Genomic DNA, 21,513 nt, shown 5'->3' with positions numbered 1-21,513 from the left:
ATTGTGGGCGTCTTACTTTTTGTCGCCATCGTCGAGCATGGGATTGCGGTTACCGTTTTCCAACGCGTCACCGCTTGCCGTCGGGTCACCGCTTCCCGACCCATCGCCGCTTACCGTCGGGTCACCGCTTCCCGACCCATCGCCGCTTACCGTCGGGTCACCGCCTCCCGACCCATCGCCGCTTACCGTCGGGTCACCGCCTCCCGACCCATCGCCGCTTGAATGCCGCTGCTTCTGCGCAGCGTCTTCCGGAGGTTCGATGTCGGCCAGGTCGGCAAGCAGCGTCGCCTCAGAATTCTTCGTGTGCTCCTCGAGGTCTTTGGTAGCGGCGGCCAAAGTGGCTTTATCTGTCTCGAGCTGCCGCTGGGCCCTCGTCAGATGCCTCTGCCCGAAGAAAAGACTTTCAGCGGCTCGGTGGAATTCGATGTGTACCTTGTCGGGAGCAACCAACCTGGGGCCACTATCGGCGTGGGAAATCCGCTTTTTCTCGGCGATCAACAGCAACCCATAGGCCAGCCCGTACTGCCCGAGCTGGCGAGCCTTGATAATTTCGTCCCGCAGTTTCTTGAGGTCTGATTGGTGGCCGGTCACAGTCGCCGTGAGATTTTTCCAGGCGTTAAGGTCGGCGGTGCGGTCCTTGATTGCCGGATTGTAACGATCAACAGGAGATACGGCCCGACCAAGTTGTTTCATCGCTACTTTGACAGCCTTTTTGAGACCTTTCGTTGTTATTTCTCGCCCATTTACAAGATCCGATACCTCTTTTGCCCGCTGTTGCCCCAGCCGGGTCTCTAATTTGGATTTTTCCGAGTCGAAGTAATCCTTGAGATTCCCGTCCTCCCGAATCAACTGGGCGTAGGCCTCCTGGTAAGCCTTTTTTGTAGCGGGGTAATCACGCTCGACGCCTTCCAGACCCTGGAGCCGGCTTTCCAATTCGGCGAAATCGCGTTCGCTCGCTGCCGTGTTCCTCAACTTCTTGAGCTTGCTGAGTTCCGCAGCAACCTTGGTACTGTCCCAGATAGTGCACTCGTCGGCAATATCCTTGTTCGAGGCACCGGCACTGTCGGGAACATCTATTTGAGCGTCCACAGCCGCGCACTCCTTTCTTGATTGCACTTCGTTTCTATTCGTGGCTGAACTTGATCGGGTCGTTGTCGTCGAGATCAATGGCCCTGGAGAACGCATGCGTCAGGCCATGTTTCAAGTTGATGTCGAGGATCCGCGTCGGCTGGCCATCCTTCTCGAATCGCAGCTGGGCCGGGACCGTTTGCGTTTCGTCCGGTGCGGGTCTCTTGATATTGACGATGAGGGCGAAGGCTCCACGATCGTCGGTCGTGACGGCGAACTGGTGGCCGGCCGCTCCGGCTGCGTCGCTCACGAAAGCCGCTACCTTGACGCCTTCCACGGCGTGGGTGCCCGGGCCGCCAGCGTTAGTTGACCCTACGACGCGGCCACGCACCAACGTCGCAACGTCGTCGAATGACGCGTTCGGCCGGCGTTCGAGAGCGACCACCTGTACACTCCCGTCAACTTCTGGGTTGAAAGTTTGGAACACCGGGCCCCGGTAGTCGGACCGTTCTGTGACAATTCTGAATGTCACCTCCTGGTTCGTTTCCTCGTTCAGCAGGGCGAATTGGCCGTTAAGATTCTTGATCAGGCGGACCGGGCGTATTTCCTGCCGGTCCCGGTCCCAAAGCTGAACATCGATGCCGCTTCGGACGGGGATCCGGGTCGCACCGTCCATTGGAATGATGACCGCGGTGACACGATCGGTACGTCCCACTTCGGACCCGAGTAGCGTCCATTTCACGGCTCGGTCCTCCAAGGTGCTCCACCCAAGGTGGGCTCGGCAGAGAGTGGGCCCTGTTGGTACCCACGCTCCGTCACCCTTGATGAATCGACCGGCGGGGCCAACGCAATGAACACCGGGCTGACCAAGTAGACGACGGAGGTCCGGTACGACGTCTGGGGTAGCAACGACCAGACGCGGCTGAGGTCCTCCATGGTGAAGGGCTCGGGGGTAATCCGGGCCATCTGGTTCGGCACCTGCGAGCTGTCGATGTCGGGGTGAGCGTGGAGTTGCTGAATTGCAGCCCCCAGGTTAAGCATCTCGTCGGGGTCGGCTAGCCCGCCGTTTCCGGTACCCGTGGACCGGAACGCTGAGACTAGATAGCGGAGATCCAGCGGGATCGCATTCGCTTCGACGAAGGGATCCGCCGGGTCGATGGAGGCGGGGACATAGTGGATCTGATTCCTCATCGCCTGGTTGGGCAGGATGTGGAACAGAAACAGCGCGAGTTTCCGATCACCGACATCCTCGGCGACCGGCGGTCCGACGTAGACCTTGCCGACGCCGACCGCGGCCTCGAGACGCAGGCGGACGGCGTCGGTGATCAGGGCAATCGCGTTCGCACTCATGATGCGACCCTCGGGTCGATTCCGCCGGCACGAACGATCACTGGCATGTACTCTTCGAGACTGCTCAGCGCCGTGCGCATCCCCAACTTCAACAGTTCCCGGCGCAGAGCGGCGAAGAGATGCCGGACGCCGATCGGTCCGTCTTCCGGTGCCGCGAGGAACGCTGCGTGCAGGGCGATGTTCTGGATGCTCCCGCCCGCGATTGGAAGCCGGCTGGCGATCGCGGCAACGTCCGGGTCACCGTCGGCCAGGACCCCTTCGGGAAAGGCCTTTTGCCATAGTTTCACCCGTTCTGCAGCCGTGGGGAGCGTGAACTCGATGACGAAACGCAGTCGCCGGGCGAAGGCGTTGTCGATGTTCTGCTTCAGGTTGGTTGTGAGTATGGTCAGGCCCCGGAACGACTCCAACCGCTGCAGCAAGTAGGCGACCTCGACGTTGGCGTGCCGATCGTGCGCGTCTTTAATTTCAGTGCGCCGACCGAAGATCGCATCGGCCTCGTCGAAAAGCAGGACGGAACCGCTGCACTCGGCAGCCTCAAACACGCGATCGAGGTTCTTCTCGGTGTCACCGATGTACTTCGATACCGTCTTGGACAGGTCAACCTGCAGGAGGTCCACGCCCAGGTCCTTGGCGATAATCTGCGCTGCCATCGTCTTGCCTGTGCCGCTCGGTCCGCTGAACAGTGCAGAGACTCCGCGTCCATAGGCCATCCGTGCGGCGAAACCCCATTCCTCCATGACGCGTCCCTCGTACAGGACGTGCTGCGGGATCGATTCGAGGAGGTTCCGGCTCTCCTCACCGAGAATGATGTCGTTCCAGCCGTAGACCGGTTCAATTCGCCGAACGCCGGCGGGCAGTTCGCATAGTGTGAGTTCCCGGGCAGACCGTTGCACGAGCTCTACCAATGTACCGCCCACACCAGCGGCGACCAATCGCAGAGCCGTGCCGACGGCCGAAGCGTAGTCATCCGGGTCGACGTTCACCGTGGCCGCCAACCGCTCGAGGCCAGCCTCGTCCAGCAGGAGTCCGGCGTGGAGGGCTGCCGTGGCCCACCATGCAGAGCGCTGGGCAGCGGAGGTGCCCGGGGCTTCCAACACAAGACTACTCGTTTGCCCGCAGCCGTCCGACAGATCGCCGTCGGCCGCCACCAACTTCCTCTCCCGCGCTCGGCTCAGAACTACACTGCCAATCTGTGAACGCTCTACTTCGGTGAGGGTCTCCGTCCCCAGCAAGAGAAGGCCACTGTCCATCAAGCGGCTCAGGACACACCAATCGCTCGCCTTCAAGGTCAGCTCCTCACCGGAGTGCCCTGCGTGCAAATTCCCCACCAGCAGCGCCAGGTCCAACCCCGACACCAACCGGCCGAACCACCGCCCGGACCGGTCGCCACCGACCAACCTGACAGGGCCGGAGTCGTGGTCCACGAGCATAAGCTGACGGGCGAGCCGCTCCTCCTCGAAGGAGAAGGGTGGCTCGAGAACTGCCGTCGGCTGCCACAACCTCGCACCGACAGTGGCGGCGATTTGATCCGGTGAATCCGATAGGAGGTAAGCAACAACTGCGGCGCTGGGAACGAGAGGAGCCTCGACCGCTAGGCCTTCGGGTTCAGCCCGTAATAGCCCCTTGCCAGCGAGGGAGTCGGGACCGATCAGGCTCCGCCGCAGATCCCAACTGGTCTGCTCGGTGTCGGATAAGAGTTCGGCAATCAGGGTCAGGCCGGGCCTGCGCCGGGTGAGATCGTCTTGGAGAACACCGATGGCCGTCGCAAACCGGCCGTCGAACTCGGGTGCCAGCACGAGAACCAGGAATCGAAGCTCCTCGCTGGACAGGTTGAAGGCATCCCTGATGTCGATGATGTCCCTCGGCAACGTGCGTCCGCTGACAAAGAGGTCGCTTTCCGCATCCCGCAATCGCTCGTTTAGATCTAACGGGGTTGACATGGTGATCTTCCCGGGCGCATCCCCGAGGAGCATGTTGATGGCTTCACAGGGAGTTACGGACCACCCGGGGACGCCGGAGTTGCCGTTGTCCCCTCTGTCGGAAAGTCGCAATGCGAGACACAATTCGAGCCATCGCATGATTGATTCCAACCCACCGCGGTCGAGGGGGAAGTCCTGACGATGGTTTGAGGTGAACCATTCGGCGTCCACAACCCGGACCCTGTCGTCGGCCGCACCGGGAAGACAAGCTTCCGAGTCTTGGACGACCGCCCTGACGACATTGGCCAACTCCGTCCACCGGGGATTGTCGACGCCCACGAAGGTCAGTGCCGCTGCCGGGTCGATAAGAACCACCATGCGGACGGCATCCAGCGCGAGAAACCGGCGGCACAGGGCAGGGTCGTTTCCTTCCATGACCAGGATCGCAGGGTCGCCGCTCATTGTCCTGGGAAGGGAGTCAGTGTTGTCTACGGGAATGACGCGGAACTCGACGATCCTTTTAAGCAGCGCGCGCAGTCCTTCGGCGAAGGGCCCACTCGAAAAGGGTCCTTGGTATACCGTCGTTCGCTTCACCGCCGCTCCTCCCGTCCGTCCGAGTTGTGGTCTCAGTATGGGGGGACCCGCGATAGTGGAACATGGATCCCGAGGGCCAAAAGAGATCTAGCATGGGTTCAGGATCCACGGTTCATTGGATCTGGTTTTGGTACTCAAAATTGCGGCTCACGGGGCGCGCTACCGACAGTTCAAGCCCGGCTTAAGCAGGAGATACGCCAGATAAACGATTATTCTGTCCGTAGTAGGCACCGGATCGCGTTGAGCCCCGCGGCGGGCTTGAATACATAAGCCTCGACGAAGCTACCGAAGCCGCAGGGCCAGCGGGTTCTCGAGAAGCAGCGTCGCGACCTGTGCGCGGCTGCCCACGTTGAGCTTACGTAGAACCGCGTGGACGTGGTTCTTGATCGTCGCGACGCTGAGATGAAGCTCTGCTGCAATCTCCTTGTTCGCAGCGCCCTGTCCCAGGAGGCGTGCGATTTCGACCTCCCGCGGCGTCAGGTAACAATCCGGATCCTGCGGCGATTGCGGGGAATGGCGTCGGGCTAATTCATTGAAAATAGTCCGGGCAATTCGAGGATGGCACACGGTTTCCCCGTGCTGAACCCTGTATATTGTCTCAAGCATTTCGGCAGGAGAGGCGGTCCGGGGAACATAGGCATCAAAGCCGGACTCGGCGCAGGCGATAACCTCTGCGGCAACCTCGGTGACCGCTACCGCGATGGTTGATACATCGGGACAGACAACTTTCACCAGCCCGGCCACCGCCCGGGCCTCTGGGGCTGTGACATCGATTAGGGCTACATCAGCGCCGAGTTGCATCGCTCTGAAATCAAGATTGTCGAGATTGTGCTCAGTCAGTACGGTGACAAGTGAACCTTCCGACTCCAGAAAAGCGGCCATGCATTCACCAAAGAGCCGTACTGGAGAATAGACGAGAACGCGCACTAGCACTTCCCCTTCTCGTTGCCCGGCAGGCCGGCCGCCTTGAGGTGTCCGAGCACCCCTTAAGCCCGCTTGGACTTCATAGAGCTACGGCCACCCATCGTCCAGCCCGGGGCGTTACTGTCGCGTTACTGCGAACCAAGTGCCGTCTATTTCGGAAGGCCGCGCTCCGCAACATCGCGACCGCGTCTGCAGTTGAGGTACTGCGACCGCGGGAAGTGCTTTTTATGTCAGCCCGGGATAGCTGCCGCGGAGTGGGCCCCTAAAGATCCGCAGCGACCCTAATATGGGTCCGTCACCATCATCGACCATCAGATCCGGGCCGGTCAGCCCGCGGGCAGACAGTTAGAGCACGATCTGATCGATCCCTAGAGCGGTTAGGTCATCGAGCATGCCCTGGCGAACCAGTTTGTGGTTCCGCTTAGATCTTCGGCTCGCTCAGCAACCAGCAGTCGGAGAGGTCGTAACGCCGACGTAACGGGCGACTATTACAGCGGTCTATCCACCATCTCGGGGAAATAGGGATATGAGGTCATGGTCACGGTCAGGTCCAACCAGATCGGGATGGGCGCAATTGGGCCGTTGGGGCGGCACGTAACAACGAGCTGAGGTGCGTGATGCAGATCCTACAAGAACTGCGCTCGGCGTATGCGCGTGGTCGGCTGGTCCCGTTCCTAGAATCTGGGATGAGCAGGGAGGTATGCCGGGACTGGCCGGGGATGATCAAGGCGCTGGAGGCAGCGGCAGGCACCGCGGGTAGTGCGTCGGATGCCCAACGCTCCGGCTGGAACGAGCTCGACTACGCCCGCCGGGCAGCGCAAGCATTGGCCCAACTTAGGCTGGGCCACGGCGAGATGGTCGCCGACAGCGTCAGCAAAGCACTCCTCGAGCACGGACCAGCAGCGCCCCCTCCGCAGACTCACGCTCTTGCCTCTCTTTACTGGCCCCTGGTGCTCACGACCAACTACGACGATCTTTACCCCGCGGCCGTCCATGAAATGGCACTGACCAGGCCCTGGGCGGCCAAGGCGCCAGAGGACGAGCGGCGGGAAGCCACCGTCCAGATCGTCGGAAGGTCGTCCATCGACTGCCATCGGGTCTTGTCAGCCCTCAGCTACCCGGCCCCTCCGTTCCTGTGGGCCCTGCAAGGGTACCTCGGCGGGCAGGCCCTCATTCGCACCAAAGATGGGTCTCTGTCAAATTACCAGGAATGGGTAGCGCCGAACGGGCTCAGTGTCACGGGCGAGCACCACCCCCGGAACAGCTTGCGGCATCAGATCGTCGTCGGCCACGCCGATTACCGGCGCGTTGCACTGCGATCCGAGGGATTTCGTCGAGCATTTGCGGAAGTTTTTCGCAGCCGCACACTCCTTTCCTAGGCAGTGGCTTGAGTGAGAGCTACCTCTTAGATTTGTTCAGCCAGATAATCGAATTCCACGGACCGGCAGGCACCCGCATTTCGCGGTGTGCTCAAAAGACAAAGTAGATGTCGAATTTCTCCGCCGGAATTACGGAATCTGGGTGCACGAAATCTCCTCGCACGACGACCTTCCCGGATCCACCAGGAGACCGCAAACGCCGCAGCGGTTTCGGATACGGCGCGGCCGGAATTGATGACCGCGTCCACGACATGGTCCCGGAGCCTGGTGGTGGACGGGCATGACGAGGGACCCGCGTGGTCGATTCGAAGAATGAGAGCCGCGGACAGGCTGCTTCCTCGCAGCCAGCGGTATTTGGACCAGAGGACTTCCATGGCGCCGGCGGTGAGAAGGTCCCGGATCCGCTGGAAGCGGCGTTCCTTGAGCCGGCAAAGCTTCGACGATCAGCAGACTTCAGCTAGTAGCGCCTCCACTGCTATGGAAAGACCAATAACGCTGCAGTAACGTCAGCATGGCAGCGTATTCCTCGCAGCGTCTTCGGCGCGGTGCAGAAATGGAGGAGCGCTGGTGCCAACACCGCACGTCAAAACACAAATGTAGTTCCCTGAACTCTGGCCGAAGGCGGTAGTTCGCCAAAGCCTGAAACCGAGGCAAAAGGTCAGTTCGACTCCCTGCCAGACTATTGCACATGCCCCTCCTAAAGTGGTTGTGGGAACAGTGCCGCAGAGGTGGCAGTCCAGGGGGTGGTTTGAGGGTGAAACAAGCAATGCGTAGATGCTAGGGGCTTTTGTGGCTGAGTCACATGTTGGAGTAATTGCTGGCGTCGTGTCCGCTATCACCGGCGTCCTGGCACTAATTTTGGCCGGAATGCAATATGTACACGACAGAACCGGGGTGGGACCCGCTCCGTTCACGGTTATCAGGGAGTGGGCGACCGGGGGTGACGCCCCCACAGAGCCCGAACCTAGACCCCGAAATAGTGGTGGCGGTGTGGTCATCCCGCCGATCGATACGGCGGCACCCACCACACCCCAAAACTTGCTTGTAGAAAGCCGAAGTGACTGTTCTATAACTCTGCGATGGGACGGCTCAGAGGATAACGTCGCCGTTCAAAACTACCGCATATATAACGGTAGCCGATTTGCAGGGTTAGTAGAGGGGCAGTTCACATCATTCGAATTGTTGATGTTTCCTGGCGAGACGGCCAGCTTCGCCGTTCTAGCGTCGGACGGGAGGAACAACGAATCTGGACTATCAAACGTCGTCGCGGCCACTCCTTGCTAGGGACACCCCCAAGCAGCCCTGCCGGAGGCAGTGTTGGCCCTTCAGCAGACTTGACTGCTAAATGCAACCGTTGACCTTGGGTGCTGCAGATCTTAGCTGCTACGGCGAAGGGTTCGGACGAGGAGTGGGGCTTTCGCCGATTGTTCCTGGCTAAGCGGAATCCCTTCGCGCCACGTTGTAAGCAGGTTACCTCCCGCCCACCACAACTCCAGAGTTCTCGTTCTCGCAGGTGCCATACCGCGCGCAGGGATCTGTAACGACCCGCAGGTTGGCAGAGGTGCCACCGGCGCCGCCGAACGCTGCCCGTTGTTTATAATCGTACAAGCCAACAGCAAGAACTCCGGTAGTGGCGGTGTACAGAATCCCGCTCTCGAGGGGCTCCGGCTGCGGCCGCAGGGCAATGAAAGAGTTCCGCGAGCCTGCCGTGAGTTTTTTCCGGAACGTACCGTCGGCGTCGATTGAAGAGGTGTGCGCTTCGTCCCCAGGTTTGACGAGGTACTGGACAGCGCAGCGAGTAATACGTTGAGTCCGATCCTGCCGCCGAGGTTGTGGGCGTCGACATCCTCGTAGCGAACCATTCCACCGCTCCAATCTGCCATGACCTGCGTAGGGCAGCTTGGCTCAAACCGCGCTTACGCCATCGGCTGTCATCGACAGGTTTATGATCCCCCTCGCCCTTTACGCTGGCCGTGACCATACGCATAACCACACTTGGTTTGCGCGTCCACGAGAACAGAGGCACAGCGCCAATGCCGCCTCGACTGCTCTCCCCCGCGTCTTCCCCTCAAACCAACGGTGAGCCAGTGGGGTTACCCGCAAATCGTGGACAGTTGATCAGGCGGCTTGTGCCGGCTGAGGTTTATTGCTGGTGAGGAACTGTTCGTGTTCGACGGGTGTGGTGTATCCCAGGGCGGAGTGGAACCGGGAGCGGTTGTAGAACTCCTCGATCCAGCGTCCTGTTGCCCGGATCGCGTCCTGCCTTGTTGCCCACCGGCGTCGGTCGTAGAACTCGGTCTTCAGGGTCGACCAGAAGGATTCCTTGCATCGCTTTATCCCAGCACACGCCTGTCCGTCCGACGGACTGCCTGATGCCCAGTCCGGTGCAGACGTCGTTGAGCTGGGCGGAGGTGTACTGGGTGCCGCGGTCTGCATGGAATACGACCCCGGCCGGGCCGCCGCCGCGCAGGATGTAGGCCATGCGCAGCGCCCGCTCCACCAGGCTGGTGGTTTGGGTGGAGTCCATCGCCCACCTAATCACGCGCCGGGAGCAGGCATCCCTGACAGCGCACAGATACACCCAGCCTTCGCCGGTGCGCAGGTAGGTGATGTCCGAGATCCAAACCGCGTCCAGCTCGCCCGTGTCCCACTTTCTGGCCACGAGATCCGGGATTGAATGCACCCGCGCCTCACCGATTGGTGCTACCGGCCGGAACCGCCGCGGCGAGATCCCTTCCAGGCCCTGCCGACGCATCGAGGCGGCCACAGTCTTCCGGTCAACGCCGGTCCCGTTCCTGGCCAACGCGGCCTGAACCCGCGGCGCCCCGTAGATCCCGGTCGAATTTGCGTGCACCCGCCGGACCTTCGCATCCAGTTCGGCCCGCATCACGGCCCGATCCGCCGCGACCGAGCCTCGTCGGCGCCAACAGTAGAACCCGGACCGGGACACCCGTAAGAGCCGGGCCATTCGCTGGACCGGGTAGTTAGCCTTCGCGGCCTCCATCAGCTCGAAGCATTCCGTTTCTGCTGCTTGGAAGCGAAGAAGGCTGCGGCTTTTCCCAGGAACTCGTTATCCATCCGCAGCTGCGCGTTCTCCCGGCGCAAACGCTCCAGCTCAGACTTCTCCGTCTCAGCCGCCGCGAAATCCTCGGGAGCCTCCAACCGGGCCCGTTCTTGGGCCGCCCACCGGCCCAGCAGCTGCTCACCCAGACCCAGCTCCCGGGCCACCGGCGCGACCGGCCTGCCCGTATCAATGACGAGGCGTGCAGCCTCCCGCCGATACTCCGGAGTGAATTTACGTCGTCGTGCTCACAAGAACACCTTCCCGCAGAATCCCAGGATCCCGCTACTTCAGGTGTCCACCAACAGAGGTTAACCCCACCAGTACGACTAGAGCACGCAAGTGAAAGCTCGGTAGTCGAGGTTGCTCGAGAACCACCCAGAATTCCTACCGGCCAGGCAGTAATACCCACGCGCAATAGCGGGGCAAGGCAAGCATCTCGCCCGAGTTGAATCCGATTGTTCGCAGTTCTTGACATGTTCAAAGAATGGGTGAGGATCCAAACGCACGTTGTCGGCCCGGAACAATAAGCATCTCTCGCTCGTGAGGTGGGAATCGAGCAGCAAACTCCTGCCCGGCTGGCTGGGCGAAGCGCCGAGGGCTATAACCACACGTTTGCCTGTGCGTTCCGTTCGAACTTTAATCAAGATTGGTAAAGGATCTAGGTTTGCTCCCGTCTCAAAGCTACAGCAGATCCGAACCGTGAGAGGTAACAGGGCAAACACCCCCCAATTATTTAGGATATGCGGCAGCTAGTTTTCTTCACGCGCATAGGATATTGGCCCCCACTGTCCGGAATCATTGTCCTTGTTATCGGCATTCGCGATTTAGAGACTGGGCCGTTTGGTTCCTGACAAGGGGTCAAGCCACCCCCAAACCAGAGATAGGATCGCCTCACTACTTCAGGAACGGATCGAGGTGCATCAATAATTCGCCGTGCGTCGAATGAATTTGCGCCCCTGCGGATGTATGACTAGATTTGTCATATCTGACGCGTTCGGGGATCCATAGTGATATCTGAGACAAAGGCGCAACACCTATTTCGGCGAGTCATTTTTAAAGGCGGGCAATCTTGAGCAACCCTCTTGCGAACGTTGGTGAATTCCTGATTCTGGTGCAGCAGGATCAAAGGTATGCGGCGAGTGCCGGTTCTCGCGCCTTCCTTGGCAGCAATGCCCGGGCTCTCTGCAGACAGCCTGGGCGTGCCCGAGCTTTGGGAAGTTGGGATCTCCGGCATGTGTGTGGTCGGAGACTGAAGCAGGGGGAAGTGCAATGACAAGCGATGATAGTCCGCCAGGAATCTCCGCTCACGAAGGGGCAGACTCGGTGATGCCGCCCCTGGGCACGCTGGTCATCCGCACCTGGTACGAACCGGACCATGTGCCCAGTTTCCGCGCCAGGATAACCTACAGCCAAGGTCCAAACGGTGATCCTGCCACGGTCGTCGCTGCCGATCCGGACGAGGCCTTGAGCGTCGTGCGTCGGTGGCTCTTTGCTCAGCCGGGGTCCCCGGACGAAGGCTAGAAACGCGGGGACCGGAAGTCTAGAAGCAAGATCACCGGAACTCTGCCCATGGACTCCCAAGCATTACTGTCAATGACCGTTGGGGAGTAGCTTATGGCTTTTGCCCTGAGCCTGTTGCACTTCTACGGTTCAGTCTGTCCCTGGAACGTGTCTATCATTCCGTTTCAGTTGCCTTTCGCCGAACGTCTGCAACAAGTCTTCTAATTGTCTCCGATGGAGCAATTTCCATTTCGGCCTTAAGCTGCGCTTGATACCTCGCGAAGGCTCGAAGTGCTGAGGCGGTGTTACCCTGCTGTCGCTCAGCCTGAATTAGGAGTCCGACCGCTCGTTCGTAGAGCGGTTCAAGTTGCAATGCTGCCTCAGAGGCTTCCACTGCAACCTCGTAGTCGTAGCGTGCCAGGGACTCGCGGGCGATGACGAGAAGGGCGTGCAGACGGTCCTGCCTAAGCCGGGTCTGCTCAAAGATGACCCAGTCTTCGTACCAGCCGGGGAGCAGTTCTGCATGACGTAATTCGTGAAGGCATGAAGCAGTATTGCCGTTGGGCCCGGCTTGGCTCAGGTGCTGAATTTCCGACCGGACCCGGTGCAGGTCGACCTCCACCACCTCGTTGAGTGAGAGCACGGCCCCGCCGTTGATTAACAGGCCCGGTACCTGCCTTGTGATGAGATGCACGCTCACACGCAGACTTTCCATGGCTCGCGACTCGGAATGCTCCGGCCAAAGCAGTCCGATTAAATAGCTTCGGGGCCGGGGGCCATTTATGGCAAGCGCCGCAATTAAACGTTGTTGGCGCTGTGCGACGTGCACCGTATTGGTGCCCGAAATAAGTCTCCATGACTGAAAAAGGCTTAGTTGAAAATCACCATAGTCACCGTTGTCCATGGTTACCCCCAAATCCAGTGGCTTTAGAGATCTGGGATAGATCTAGGAACGAGGATCCGGACTTTCGTGAGGGATGTCAATGATCAACGTCATCTAGCGGTTGCATGCGGAAACGAACAGCAGAATCCGGTGTGATGCAATCAGACATAGGTGTGGACAGTGTCCGCACCCTCCCTAACAGGACAAACGACGCTCAAAAGCTCTCCGGATGGCCCGAAAGGTCCCTTACGGGGAAGCCCAGAACCAAGGAACAGTCAGTCATGACGTTCCCACTCCCCCGGCACATGAATAGGTGTAGGCCAGCCCAGCCCACCCGGAACGAGGAAGCAAGCAACCCCCACCACAGCAGGCGGAAGGCCCACTAGCCAGGGACTTGAACCCGCCACCCACATACCTGAATAGGCTCCGCGGCAGCCAGGCCAAAGCCCGCGAATCTAGCGTCAGAGGGACGCCACCACAAGCTATGTCAACACGTTAAAGCAAAAACCCCTCTGACGAGGGGATATGCTGTGCCCGAGGTGGGACTCGAACTGTCTTCCGGGCCCTGCAAAGATTGGGAACTCGCGGAAACATGCGGAATTGGAAGCAGTCCGAGGACAGTATTACCCGATCCGAGGCCAAGACCGTGGGCAATGTCCACACCCCGTTTTCCGCCCGTCAGAGCCTCCAACCTACGTCCGCATCCCGAAACGAAGGGATGCGGTTTTTCTTTGTCCTGACAGATTTGGCTCCGCCCTTCAACAGACATTTGCAATCCTAGAATCCGCCACTTTCCTCCTTGTGGAAGCTCCGCACGCCGAGCCACAATCGCGGCGAGCGTTATGAACTGACCTTATCTTGGTAGGTCATGCCGCTTGGTTCCTTGGCATCGATGGACAGGTAGAAGTTCCAACGCTGCTTGTCATTCTGATATGCCCCATGATCGCTGGGCGGGTCCTCCGCGCAACCAGGGCGCTACCGCGCCGACGCCGGAACCGAAAACTTCATCACTAGAACGGTGAAGCATTGCCTGCGGATGAAGTTTTCGCCCCGGCGCCGGTCCCCCAAGTTGCACTCCGGCCCCTCAACCCAGCGGATGGTCCCCTACCAGAACGACGCCCACAACCAACAACCGCAAAAAACACAGCAATCACAAGGGTGAAGGGAACCAACGGTCATGGAAAAGCTCACGATCACAACACCATCAGATGTGCTCAGCTTCATCGGCCACACCCTGGGCTTCTGGCCACAGGAAAGCCTGGTCTGCATCACCCTGAATGACAACAGCATCGGCGCGACCCTGCGCATCGATCTGCCCCACAAACCCGGCCAGGAACTCCCCTACGCACGCACCGTCGCCCACTACCTCACCAGCGACACCAACGCCACATCCATCCTCTTCGCCGTCTACACCAGCGAAACAGCTGCGCCCGGCCAGGCCAGACCCCAGGCCGGCACCATCGCAGCGCTCACCGGGGTCCTCGCCGAACAGGGCATCACCATCCGGGTCGGACTCTTCGTCGGAGACGAAACCTTCTCCCCCTACGACGGCGACCCCGGCACCAGCCTCGCCCTGCCCGTCAACTCAACCCAGACCAGCGCCATCAACGCCGAATTCATCTACCGCGGCAGCTTCGTCAAAGCCACCGACCGGATCACCCTCCCGACCACCAGTCAGGAAGCAGCCAAAGCGGCCGCCGTCGAACACCACATGGAAACCATCGCATCCCAACCGACCGACGCCGCACTTCAGCAAGGCCGGAAACTTTGGTCGAACATGCTCGGCTCCAAGACCTTCCCGTCTGATGACGACTGCCACGCCCTCGTGGCTAACCTGCAGTTCCCGGCAATCCGCGACCGGCTCATCGCCGACATCCCAGGGGTAGACGAACCCATGCAGCAGATCCTCTTCGCCCAAACCGACCAGGCGCCCGAAGTGGTCACGCATCGAATGGGCCCAACAACTGCTCCTGCACGCCTACACCCGCACCAGCCCCGAACACTCCGCACCGGTCCTCACAGCCATCGGCTACATCAACTGGTGGGAAGGCAGAGGCAGCAAAGCACACCAATTCCTCCAACTCGCCCTCGACACCCCCGCCTACCGCCTCGCCCGCCTCAGCGACCAAATGATCGGCTCCGGCCTCGTCGCCGGCTGGAACATGAACAAAAACACCGCCTACAAAACACTCCCCTTCGACCTGCCCTGAGGCACTCGAAGCTCGAACTGCCAGAGCGAGGCTGGCCCCGCTCAACCGGGGACAACCCTCATCGGTTATCGTCTACCACCATCGCTGCTAAGCAGCTACTCCAACTGGCTCTCGATACCAGCTGCGACTATCGGACAGTCCCGCCCTGGTTGACGGAATCTACATTATCGGCGCTTCTATGGTTGTCAACGCAGCGCTGGCTTGAGGCAGTTGGCATTGAGCGTGCGATAGATCCGTCGGGCGAGGTAGCGTTTCACGCACCGACGGATCTCCTTGGTCCGCCCTTCTGCCTTACGTTTTGCTACGTATGCGATGGTTTCTGGATCGAATGCCATCCTTGTTAGAGCAATCATGTGCAGTGCCTTGTTCAGGGTCCTGTCGCCGCCGCGGTTGAGCCTGTGACGGACGGTATTTCCGGATGAAGCTGGAATGGGGTTGACTCCGGCCAGGGAGGCGAAAGCTGCCTCGGAACGTACTCGGCCCTGATGAGACCAAGCGGTGAGACAAATGGCTGCCGTGACTGGTCCGAAGCCGGATTCCTGCAGCAGGGGCGCGGCTTCGCTTACCTCAACCAGTTCGGTGATCCGGGAGCCGTTTGCCTTGATCTCAGCATCAAGATCGCCGATGGGCTTAGCGAGCCTAACGGCTTCGGAACGGGCCACCAACACCGCAAGAGGTTCTTCACGGGCCCGCCAGCACGACACCTCCAGTATCTGCCTCCCGGTCAACGAGCTGCGCGCATCCAACCCCAAATCGTTGGTCCGGAGCAATGCGGTCAACGCTTTCACGGTCCCGGTCCGGTCGGTTGTCATCGACTGACGTGCACAGACCAGGACCCGCAAGGCCGCGCGGACCCCTTCATTCAACCGTGGCCGGCGCAACTTATCCTCTTTCAAGGCAAGGACCGCAGAAGCGATCCGGTGCGCGTCCAACGGATCCGACTTTCCAACCCCACGACGCGGCAGGGCATCCATGCCGCGTGGCTTCGGCGACCTGGTAACCGGCGGCTGCGACAGCCCCGGCTAGCACGGCACCATAAGAAGCGGCGCCCTCGATCACCCACAGAGTGGCTAGATCGGCTTCGGTGCGACGAGCGACCCAAGCTATAGCGCGACTGATCCCGGCACCAGTCGCCGGGAAATCCCGGTTGTCGATCCGTTCGCCGCTTGGCACGGCGATGATGGCGAAGACGTGCTTCCGGGCATGGGTGTCGACACCCACGACAAACGGGTGGGAATAGGCAACGATAGTCATAGCGGTTCTGGCACCTTCCTCATTTCGCGGACATGGGCAGGGCCGTTACGGGCCGGTACCAGTCCGGGTAGAGGTCACTTCGGAACAGCACTGTGACGAGCCACGCCCCGTGCGGAGCGGACAATCTTCTGATCAAGTCACCGAGGTGGGCCGGGCAGGTGCCGGCCGCCCCACCCAGCAGACGGACATGTCGATCACAAGACACCCAGAAAGAGCCGGGGCCAAGCGTTTAATGAGTCACGACCGCCAGGGTGGAACAGCCTGCACTTACTCTGCCAGCCAATCCCAGACCAGCCACCCCAATCCTCATAGGCGTTAAAAATAGGCGGGGGGAGTGCCTGCAAAAGGGTCTGTTTTCCTGCCATCAAGCGTGGCGTTTTTCTCCCCAAGATCCGTAGATCAGAACTGCTCAGCCACCGGCCGGTTCCCGGCGGGGGATGTCCAGGAAGGCCGGGTCAAAAGGGGCATTGGAGCCATTATTTCGGCCACCCATGCGGTGTGTTCGGCGTGGTCAGGGGTTGTTGCCCTCAATGCCACCATGGCTCTGCCGCTCGTCGCCCAGTCCCGGTTCGTTTGTTATCAGTGGCGCTCTCCTGGCGCTCTCCGAATGTGAAGAGACGTGATCTCGTTTCAATATTGGCTCAATGGACTCCCGCGAGCCTTAACACCCCCGTGAAGTATGTCTTGGCTCCCAAGTTCAGTGACCGACGGTCGCGGCCGGTTTGTCCGCCCGCTCCGGTGCCGGGGCTAGCGGGTTCTAACCAGTCCATTCAAGCCTGGGGTCTCGACAGTTACGGTCGCCCAGTGACCGTTGAAATGGACTTTAGGGGTTGAAAGCTTCGATGCTTTGAGTGTCTATCGAGAATTGATCGGTCAGAGACCGATAAGGTGCATTTCGGGTCAAGCCATGGCCTATCCGCCACGGATAGCCGCAGCAAAGTTTGATAGATGATCCGATGGAACTAAGCCTAGGTCCGAACTCAACCTTATTTGGAAGCTCCGAAATGTTCGCAATGCACCGGCACGATTTCCCATCCTGACTTCAGCTTGCATCAAGTATCGAACACAGGTTTCGTGGAGGGGTTCAAGTTCGAGAGCGCATCCGGCGGCATGGATGGCCTTTTCGGCTTCCTCCCGTTCAAGCCACCGCTTGGCGTGTGTCAGCAACCCGCACAGGCGTACCCTGCGAATTCTGTCTTGCTCAAAAACCACCCAGTCTTCATACCAGCCGGGGAGAAGCTCTGCGTGAAGAAGATAGCTAAGACAATCGGTGTGCGATCCATAAGCATCCGATTGCTCGCAATACTTACCTTTCGAAGAAAATCATGAACATCAACTCTCAGTTCAGTTGCCAGAGACAGCATGGGCCCATCGGTAACGATCAAACCTGGAACTTGTCGAGACAGAAGGTGCAAACTAACGCGGAGACTCTCCATAGCGCGCGGGCCGGTGCTATCCGGCCATAACAAGCCGCTTATATATGATCGGTTCCCAGCCCCATAGATCGCCAGAGCGCTGACCACCCGCTGTTGTCTTGAGGCAATGGAGACTGCGGCTTGCCCGTCCGTCAACTGCCACCGCTGAAAAAGGTTCAACTTAAAGCGGACATCTTTGTCCTGTGCCACGAGGCTCCCCCACACGGCCGCTGGTTCCCTGAGACCAATAGAAACTCAAAGCAGGCCACTGTTGTATCAGCACCCAACAGGCTGTCCTTGGGTTACCACTTGTCGTTGCTCATCGGTCATACCCCAGCGCATGGCCGCCCAATCAGTCAAAGAGTCCCCTCTTCCAGCCGGGACCCCACACAGTTGATAAATTAGCCTATCGCCAAGGGAAAGGGTACGGCCCCAGTGAATATTTCGGGCGAGGAGACAAGACACCACCGAGCAACAATTCACAGCCGTCATTGACGCGCACCACTGCACCGGAGTGGATTTCGGACCTCAGTAAGGGACTGCGCTGACGGTTCCGCAAGCATAGGAAATTAATCCAAATAGCGCTTCATAGGGCGGCCCAGCCCGTTTCGGGATGGAAGCCGCTGAGTTCGAGTGCCTTCGACGGAGCGGGCTAAGCATGGATTGTGTTGCCCAAAAGCGCAGGCAAGGGACGCGACGATGGCTGCCTCGAGCGGAGACGGGTCATGGCGCTCGTAGCCGAGGTGCTCTCACGCTCCACTCAGCCTGGTCGGCTCCGGCTACAAGTAGTTGCCTACAGTCTGGCGCATGGAAGGCCGTTCTGATTCTTTAGCTTTTCTTGAGCCAGACCATCTCGAATCGTGAGAATCCCATGTGAAACTACTAACTGAGAGTCTTCCGACATTTTTGGAGCGCCGTCCGTCGCGGCCGCCCGACCGACCGACAGGAGCGGATCCTTTGGTAAAGCACGGTGTTTTTTATGGCGTCTGACATTTTTCCTGATAATGAATCGCATCAAAGTCAAGCATCTCTGGTAGTTAGCGTGTGGTATGAAGCCGCCCATCCTTCACGGTTTCGAGCCCGTCTCACCTCGAACCCCGCTGACGGCACCGGACCACCGGTCATTCGTTACGCCGGCTCGCGCGAGGCGGTCCTGGGTGCAGTCGCTGAATGGCTCGATAGCAACCCCGAACCTAACGTCCCCTTCGAGTAAGCCGCAGCGTGACAACAAGGCCTTGTCGGAAGCAAAAAGCAGGCACCCCCACTACCTACCCGCACGCTGTCAGACGCGGGAGAATCATGCCGCGTTGGCAGAGCTAGTAAGAAGTTGCTGAGTGCCCTGCGAGGGCATGTTTCGAAGCGATAGTCCCTTCGGAAGCCTCCTGCCGAAGGGACTTGACGGCCTGATCTGTAAGGGTCAAGGTCAGGCCGCCCAAGGTTACATCGAGTCGTGATGGCAAAGCAGCCAACGCTTCCGGTAGGACCTCGGGGTCAATTAGGACAACAGACCCCGCCCTATTTAAAGCGCCAGCAACAGAGGAACCAAACCCGGGGTTAGGCCTTAGTTCTGCTGTTGCTGCTTGCTCGGCAGCCATCGAGCATAACGACGCCAGATTGCAACTAAGCAGGGGCTTTAGGATGTCCATGAATGGGGCGTCGTAAGCGGCGACACGAGCGAACGTATCAAGTACTTGGATAGTCCTGGCCGGGTCTTCGCGGCGCAACGCGGCGGAGAGAGTCTCAGGAAACGCGCTAAGTTCGGTGCTGACCAAGTACTCGCCGAGAAGGTCCGGTTCCAACGGGTTCCACCATTGTTCCCCCGAATATAGGCCGTTGAGCCAACGGGCCAGTTGGTGCCGGCGTTCGATGGGGGCATCGGCGAGTTCTGGGAGGCTGGCTAATGTACGGGCAGCTTCGGTCTCGGTGGTGGCACCAGTTAGAGTCGCCAGTGCAACCGTGCGGCGGCGGAGGGCTTCGTCCGTTATCACGTCAAGTGCGAGCCCTTTCCAGTATTGGTCCTCATGTTCTATGAGCCCCTCCAAAAGTCCATGGCTGGTGGAAGGCAGATCGTCGGTGCTGTGAACGGCCAGATAAGCAGCCACCACGATAAGAAGCGGGTTCCCAAACGCTTCTCCAGCCAGGTCAGGCTTGGCAACTCTTGCCATCGCTATAAGGGGATCCGCCCGAACGGCGAAGGCTGTGGCTGCCGCGTGAAACAACTCTTCCCGATCCTCGGCGGTGGGTGTGGTGTCCTCCAGGACGCGCACCGTGGCGTCAGCTAGCGAAGTTTCGAGCCAGTCACTGCCCCCGTGCAGAGCCTCAGTCCAGTCTCCGCTTCGCTCCGGCGCCTTCCGCACCAGCAACAGAACCCGAACTGGATGCTCGGCTCTGGCTGCTTGCCGCAGAGCTGGCAATACCTTTTCGAGCTGTTCCACGCGGGTTTCGGCATAGTCAATGACCACCAGCCGGGGGTTAGGAGTATCCGCGAGATCCCTGAGGCCTGCAGGGTCAACAGTGTTCGGAAGCAGCCCTGAAATCCAGCCTGCCTGCTAAGCGGTCCGTACGCATAGCTCCACGCCCAGCCGGGTTTTCCCGGAACCTCCCCGTCCTCCGATAATGCAGAGCGCGAAGGGCTCGGGCAGGCCCACCCATTCAGATAGGGCGGCCAGATTCCCGCCACGGTCCACGTACGGTAGAACCCCGGAACGGGCCCGCACCAACCGGGCGGCGGACGTCACGCTTCGTCCGACAGGCGCCACTGCGGGCTCCAGAGGAAGTTGCCAAGAGCGCTCATTGAGGATTATCCGGATATTCGATCCGGAGACCTGGCTAATCTGTACGTTGCGGTCGCCCTGGACCCACTGGGCAGCCTTCACCAGGCGGCTGTCGTCAGCCATCCGAAGTTTTCGGTGCCGGCGGCGTCGCAAGGCCCGCCGCTGGCGGGACCGGCCCCTGGTTCACCGTAATGGTGGAGTGCTCGGTGTTTGCAACCTGCACGATTCCGGAGCCTTCTGCAATCTGTGAGACCGCCTTCATATCGACGCCTTGGTCTTTGGCCTCACGAATCAAGTCCTCCAAGCCAGCCTTAAACTTCGTATCACTGCCGGCCTTACGGTCGATCTCCTCAGCCAACGCTCGCACTCGTGAAGGGCTGTCGGGGGCATCCTCGACTTTCGAAAGTGCTACAGCCGCAACCTCGTCACCATCACCGCGAGAGAAGCGGTCCCGCAACCAGCGCACTAAAGAGCCTAAAGCCGAGGCGCCGGCTTCAACAGCAGTCTCACCTGTTTTCTCCGCAGCCTTAACAACCATCGCGGCCGCAATTGCACCAATACTCAACGTCACCGGATCCACTACAGCAGCCATCCCCTTCGATAACACAACTCGGCCTCAGCTAGTCAGCAGTATTCCCCATTGCTAAACCTCCGCATAGTCCCTACAGCTCTGCGTGAAACGCTACGGACCCCGGGCGGTCTCCCGAAACCTACACGGAATGACGACCGTTAGTGACTACCCTTGGCAAGTCGCGAAGTCTGGCCTGACGGATTAGGGCGTTTTCGGCAGCGGGCAGCGGGGCGGTGCCTGCACGGAAGGCTCCAAGAAGAGCTGGCACTCGGGACTGCAAAATGCGTGTAAATCTGGAGGTTATTGTCCTCCTCGGCCAGAGCGACAAACCTCCATTGTTTCGGCTGGCCCCGTTTCGGACAACGCGATGCCGCCCGCGGTTACAGTAATCGATGGAGCGACGTTTGAGCGCCAGTCATTCGATCATCCATCAGCCCTCCATGCACTCCAAAGGCAGATTGGCGATGACTTCGACCTCTATACGAGCGAACCAAGAGCGGTGATACTGGAGGTTGTTCCTTCTTGCTGTTATTCGCGTTTGAGGTGGTGAATACTGGCCTTGAGCATAAAATGCGCCGGAGGCAATTGTTTCTCGTGAACGAGTCCGA

At 59.8% G+C, this 21,513-nt stretch carries 12 protein-coding genes and 3 pseudogenes; 3 read left to right on the top strand and 12 right to left on the bottom strand.

The annotated features are described in order from the left end of the window. Positions 1–12: 12 nt before the first annotated feature. The 5 genes from M1E07_RS09370 to M1E07_RS09350 all read right to left on the bottom strand — a co-directional run bounded on the left by M1E07_RS09370 (position 13) and on the right by M1E07_RS09350 (position 5,858). Positions 13–1,089, bottom strand: a complete 1,077-nt coding sequence (locus tag M1E07_RS09370) for a hypothetical protein (RefSeq protein ID WP_461189944.1) — start codon at positions 1,087–1,089, stop codon at positions 13–15. A gap of 34 nt (positions 1,090–1,123) precedes the next feature. After that, positions 1,124–1,810 (bottom strand): hypothetical protein, encoded by a 687-nt coding sequence (locus tag M1E07_RS09365; protein ID WP_461189943.1) that lies wholly within the window; start codon positions 1,808–1,810, stop codon positions 1,124–1,126. Next, positions 1,807–2,418 (bottom strand): Pvc16 family protein, encoded by a 612-nt coding sequence (locus tag M1E07_RS09360; protein ID WP_461189942.1) that lies wholly within the window; start codon positions 2,416–2,418, stop codon positions 1,807–1,809. Before M1E07_RS09360 ends, M1E07_RS09365 begins: the two co-directional genes overlap by 4 nt. Next, positions 2,415–4,931 (bottom strand): ATP-binding protein, encoded by a 2,517-nt coding sequence (locus tag M1E07_RS09355; protein WP_461189941.1) that lies wholly within the window; start codon positions 4,929–4,931, stop codon positions 2,415–2,417. Before M1E07_RS09355 ends, M1E07_RS09360 begins: the two co-directional genes overlap by 4 nt. A 282-nt stretch (positions 4,932–5,213) precedes the next feature. Continuing rightward, the gene (locus M1E07_RS09350) at positions 5,214–5,858 is read right to left on the bottom strand and encodes a response regulator transcription factor (RefSeq protein WP_461189940.1); all 645 of its coding nucleotides are present in this window, start codon (positions 5,856–5,858) and stop codon (positions 5,214–5,216) included. A gap of 683 nt (positions 5,859–6,541) precedes the next feature. On the opposite strand from M1E07_RS09350, the gene M1E07_RS09345 reads away from it, so the two are divergent. Further along, positions 6,542–7,234: a hypothetical protein gene (locus tag M1E07_RS09345; protein WP_461189939.1), complete on the top strand. Its 693-nt coding sequence runs from the start codon at positions 6,542–6,544 to the stop codon at positions 7,232–7,234. A gap of 2,118 nt (positions 7,235–9,352) precedes the next feature. On the opposite strand, the pseudogene M1E07_RS09340 reads toward M1E07_RS09345, so the two are convergent. After that, a pseudogene (locus tag M1E07_RS09340) lies at positions 9,353–10,540 on the bottom strand (IS3 family transposase); the annotation flags it as partial. A 1,027-nt stretch (positions 10,541–11,567) separates the two neighbouring features. On the opposite strand from M1E07_RS09340, the gene M1E07_RS09335 reads away from it, so the two are divergent. Beyond that, on the top strand, positions 11,568–11,819 hold the full coding sequence (locus M1E07_RS09335) for a hypothetical protein (RefSeq protein WP_461189938.1): 252 nt from the start codon (positions 11,568–11,570) through the stop codon (positions 11,817–11,819). A gap of 154 nt (positions 11,820–11,973) precedes the next feature. Here M1E07_RS09335 and M1E07_RS09330 read toward each other — a convergent pair whose 3' ends face one another. After that, positions 11,974–12,702 carry an AfsR/SARP family transcriptional regulator gene (locus M1E07_RS09330; protein WP_461189937.1) on the bottom strand — a complete coding sequence of 243 codons (729 nt, stop codon included), beginning with the start codon at positions 12,700–12,702 and terminating at the stop codon, positions 11,974–11,976. Between the two features lie 1,156 nt (positions 12,703–13,858). On the opposite strand from M1E07_RS09330, the pseudogene M1E07_RS09325 reads away from it, so the two are divergent. Then, positions 13,859–14,512, top strand: a pseudogene (locus M1E07_RS09325) (DUF4192 family protein); the annotation flags it as partial. Positions 14,513–15,076: 564 nt separating this feature from the next. Here the strand turns inward: M1E07_RS09325 and M1E07_RS09320 are convergent. The 5 genes and pseudogenes from M1E07_RS09320 to M1E07_RS09300 form a co-directional block, all read right to left on the bottom strand. Next, positions 15,077–16,145 (bottom strand): annotated as a pseudogene (locus tag M1E07_RS09320) (IS110 family RNA-guided transposase). Between the two features lie 912 nt (positions 16,146–17,057). Then, on the bottom strand, positions 17,058–17,357 hold the full coding sequence (locus M1E07_RS09315; RefSeq protein ID WP_461189936.1) for an AfsR/SARP family transcriptional regulator: 300 nt from the start codon (positions 17,355–17,357) through the stop codon (positions 17,058–17,060). Between the two features lie 1,519 nt (positions 17,358–18,876). Further along, positions 18,877–20,022 (bottom strand): hypothetical protein, encoded by a 1,146-nt coding sequence (locus M1E07_RS09310; protein ID WP_461189935.1) that lies wholly within the window; start codon positions 20,020–20,022, stop codon positions 18,877–18,879. A gap of 87 nt (positions 20,023–20,109) precedes the next feature. Next, a complete protein-coding gene (locus M1E07_RS09305) occupies positions 20,110–20,457 on the bottom strand; it encodes a hypothetical protein (RefSeq protein ID WP_461189934.1) in 348 nt (115 codons plus the stop codon). Beyond that, on the bottom strand, positions 20,450–20,926 hold the full coding sequence (locus M1E07_RS09300) for a hypothetical protein (RefSeq protein WP_461189933.1): 477 nt from the start codon (positions 20,924–20,926) through the stop codon (positions 20,450–20,452). The genes M1E07_RS09305 and M1E07_RS09300 overlap by 8 nt, the downstream gene beginning before the upstream one ends. Between the last annotated feature and the right edge of the window lie 587 nt (positions 20,927–21,513).

Source organism: Arthrobacter sp. Z4-13, from assembly GCF_054792705.1.
The sequence above is the reverse complement of the archived record's forward strand: the minus strand, read 5'-3'. Positions and strand labels throughout refer to the sequence as shown.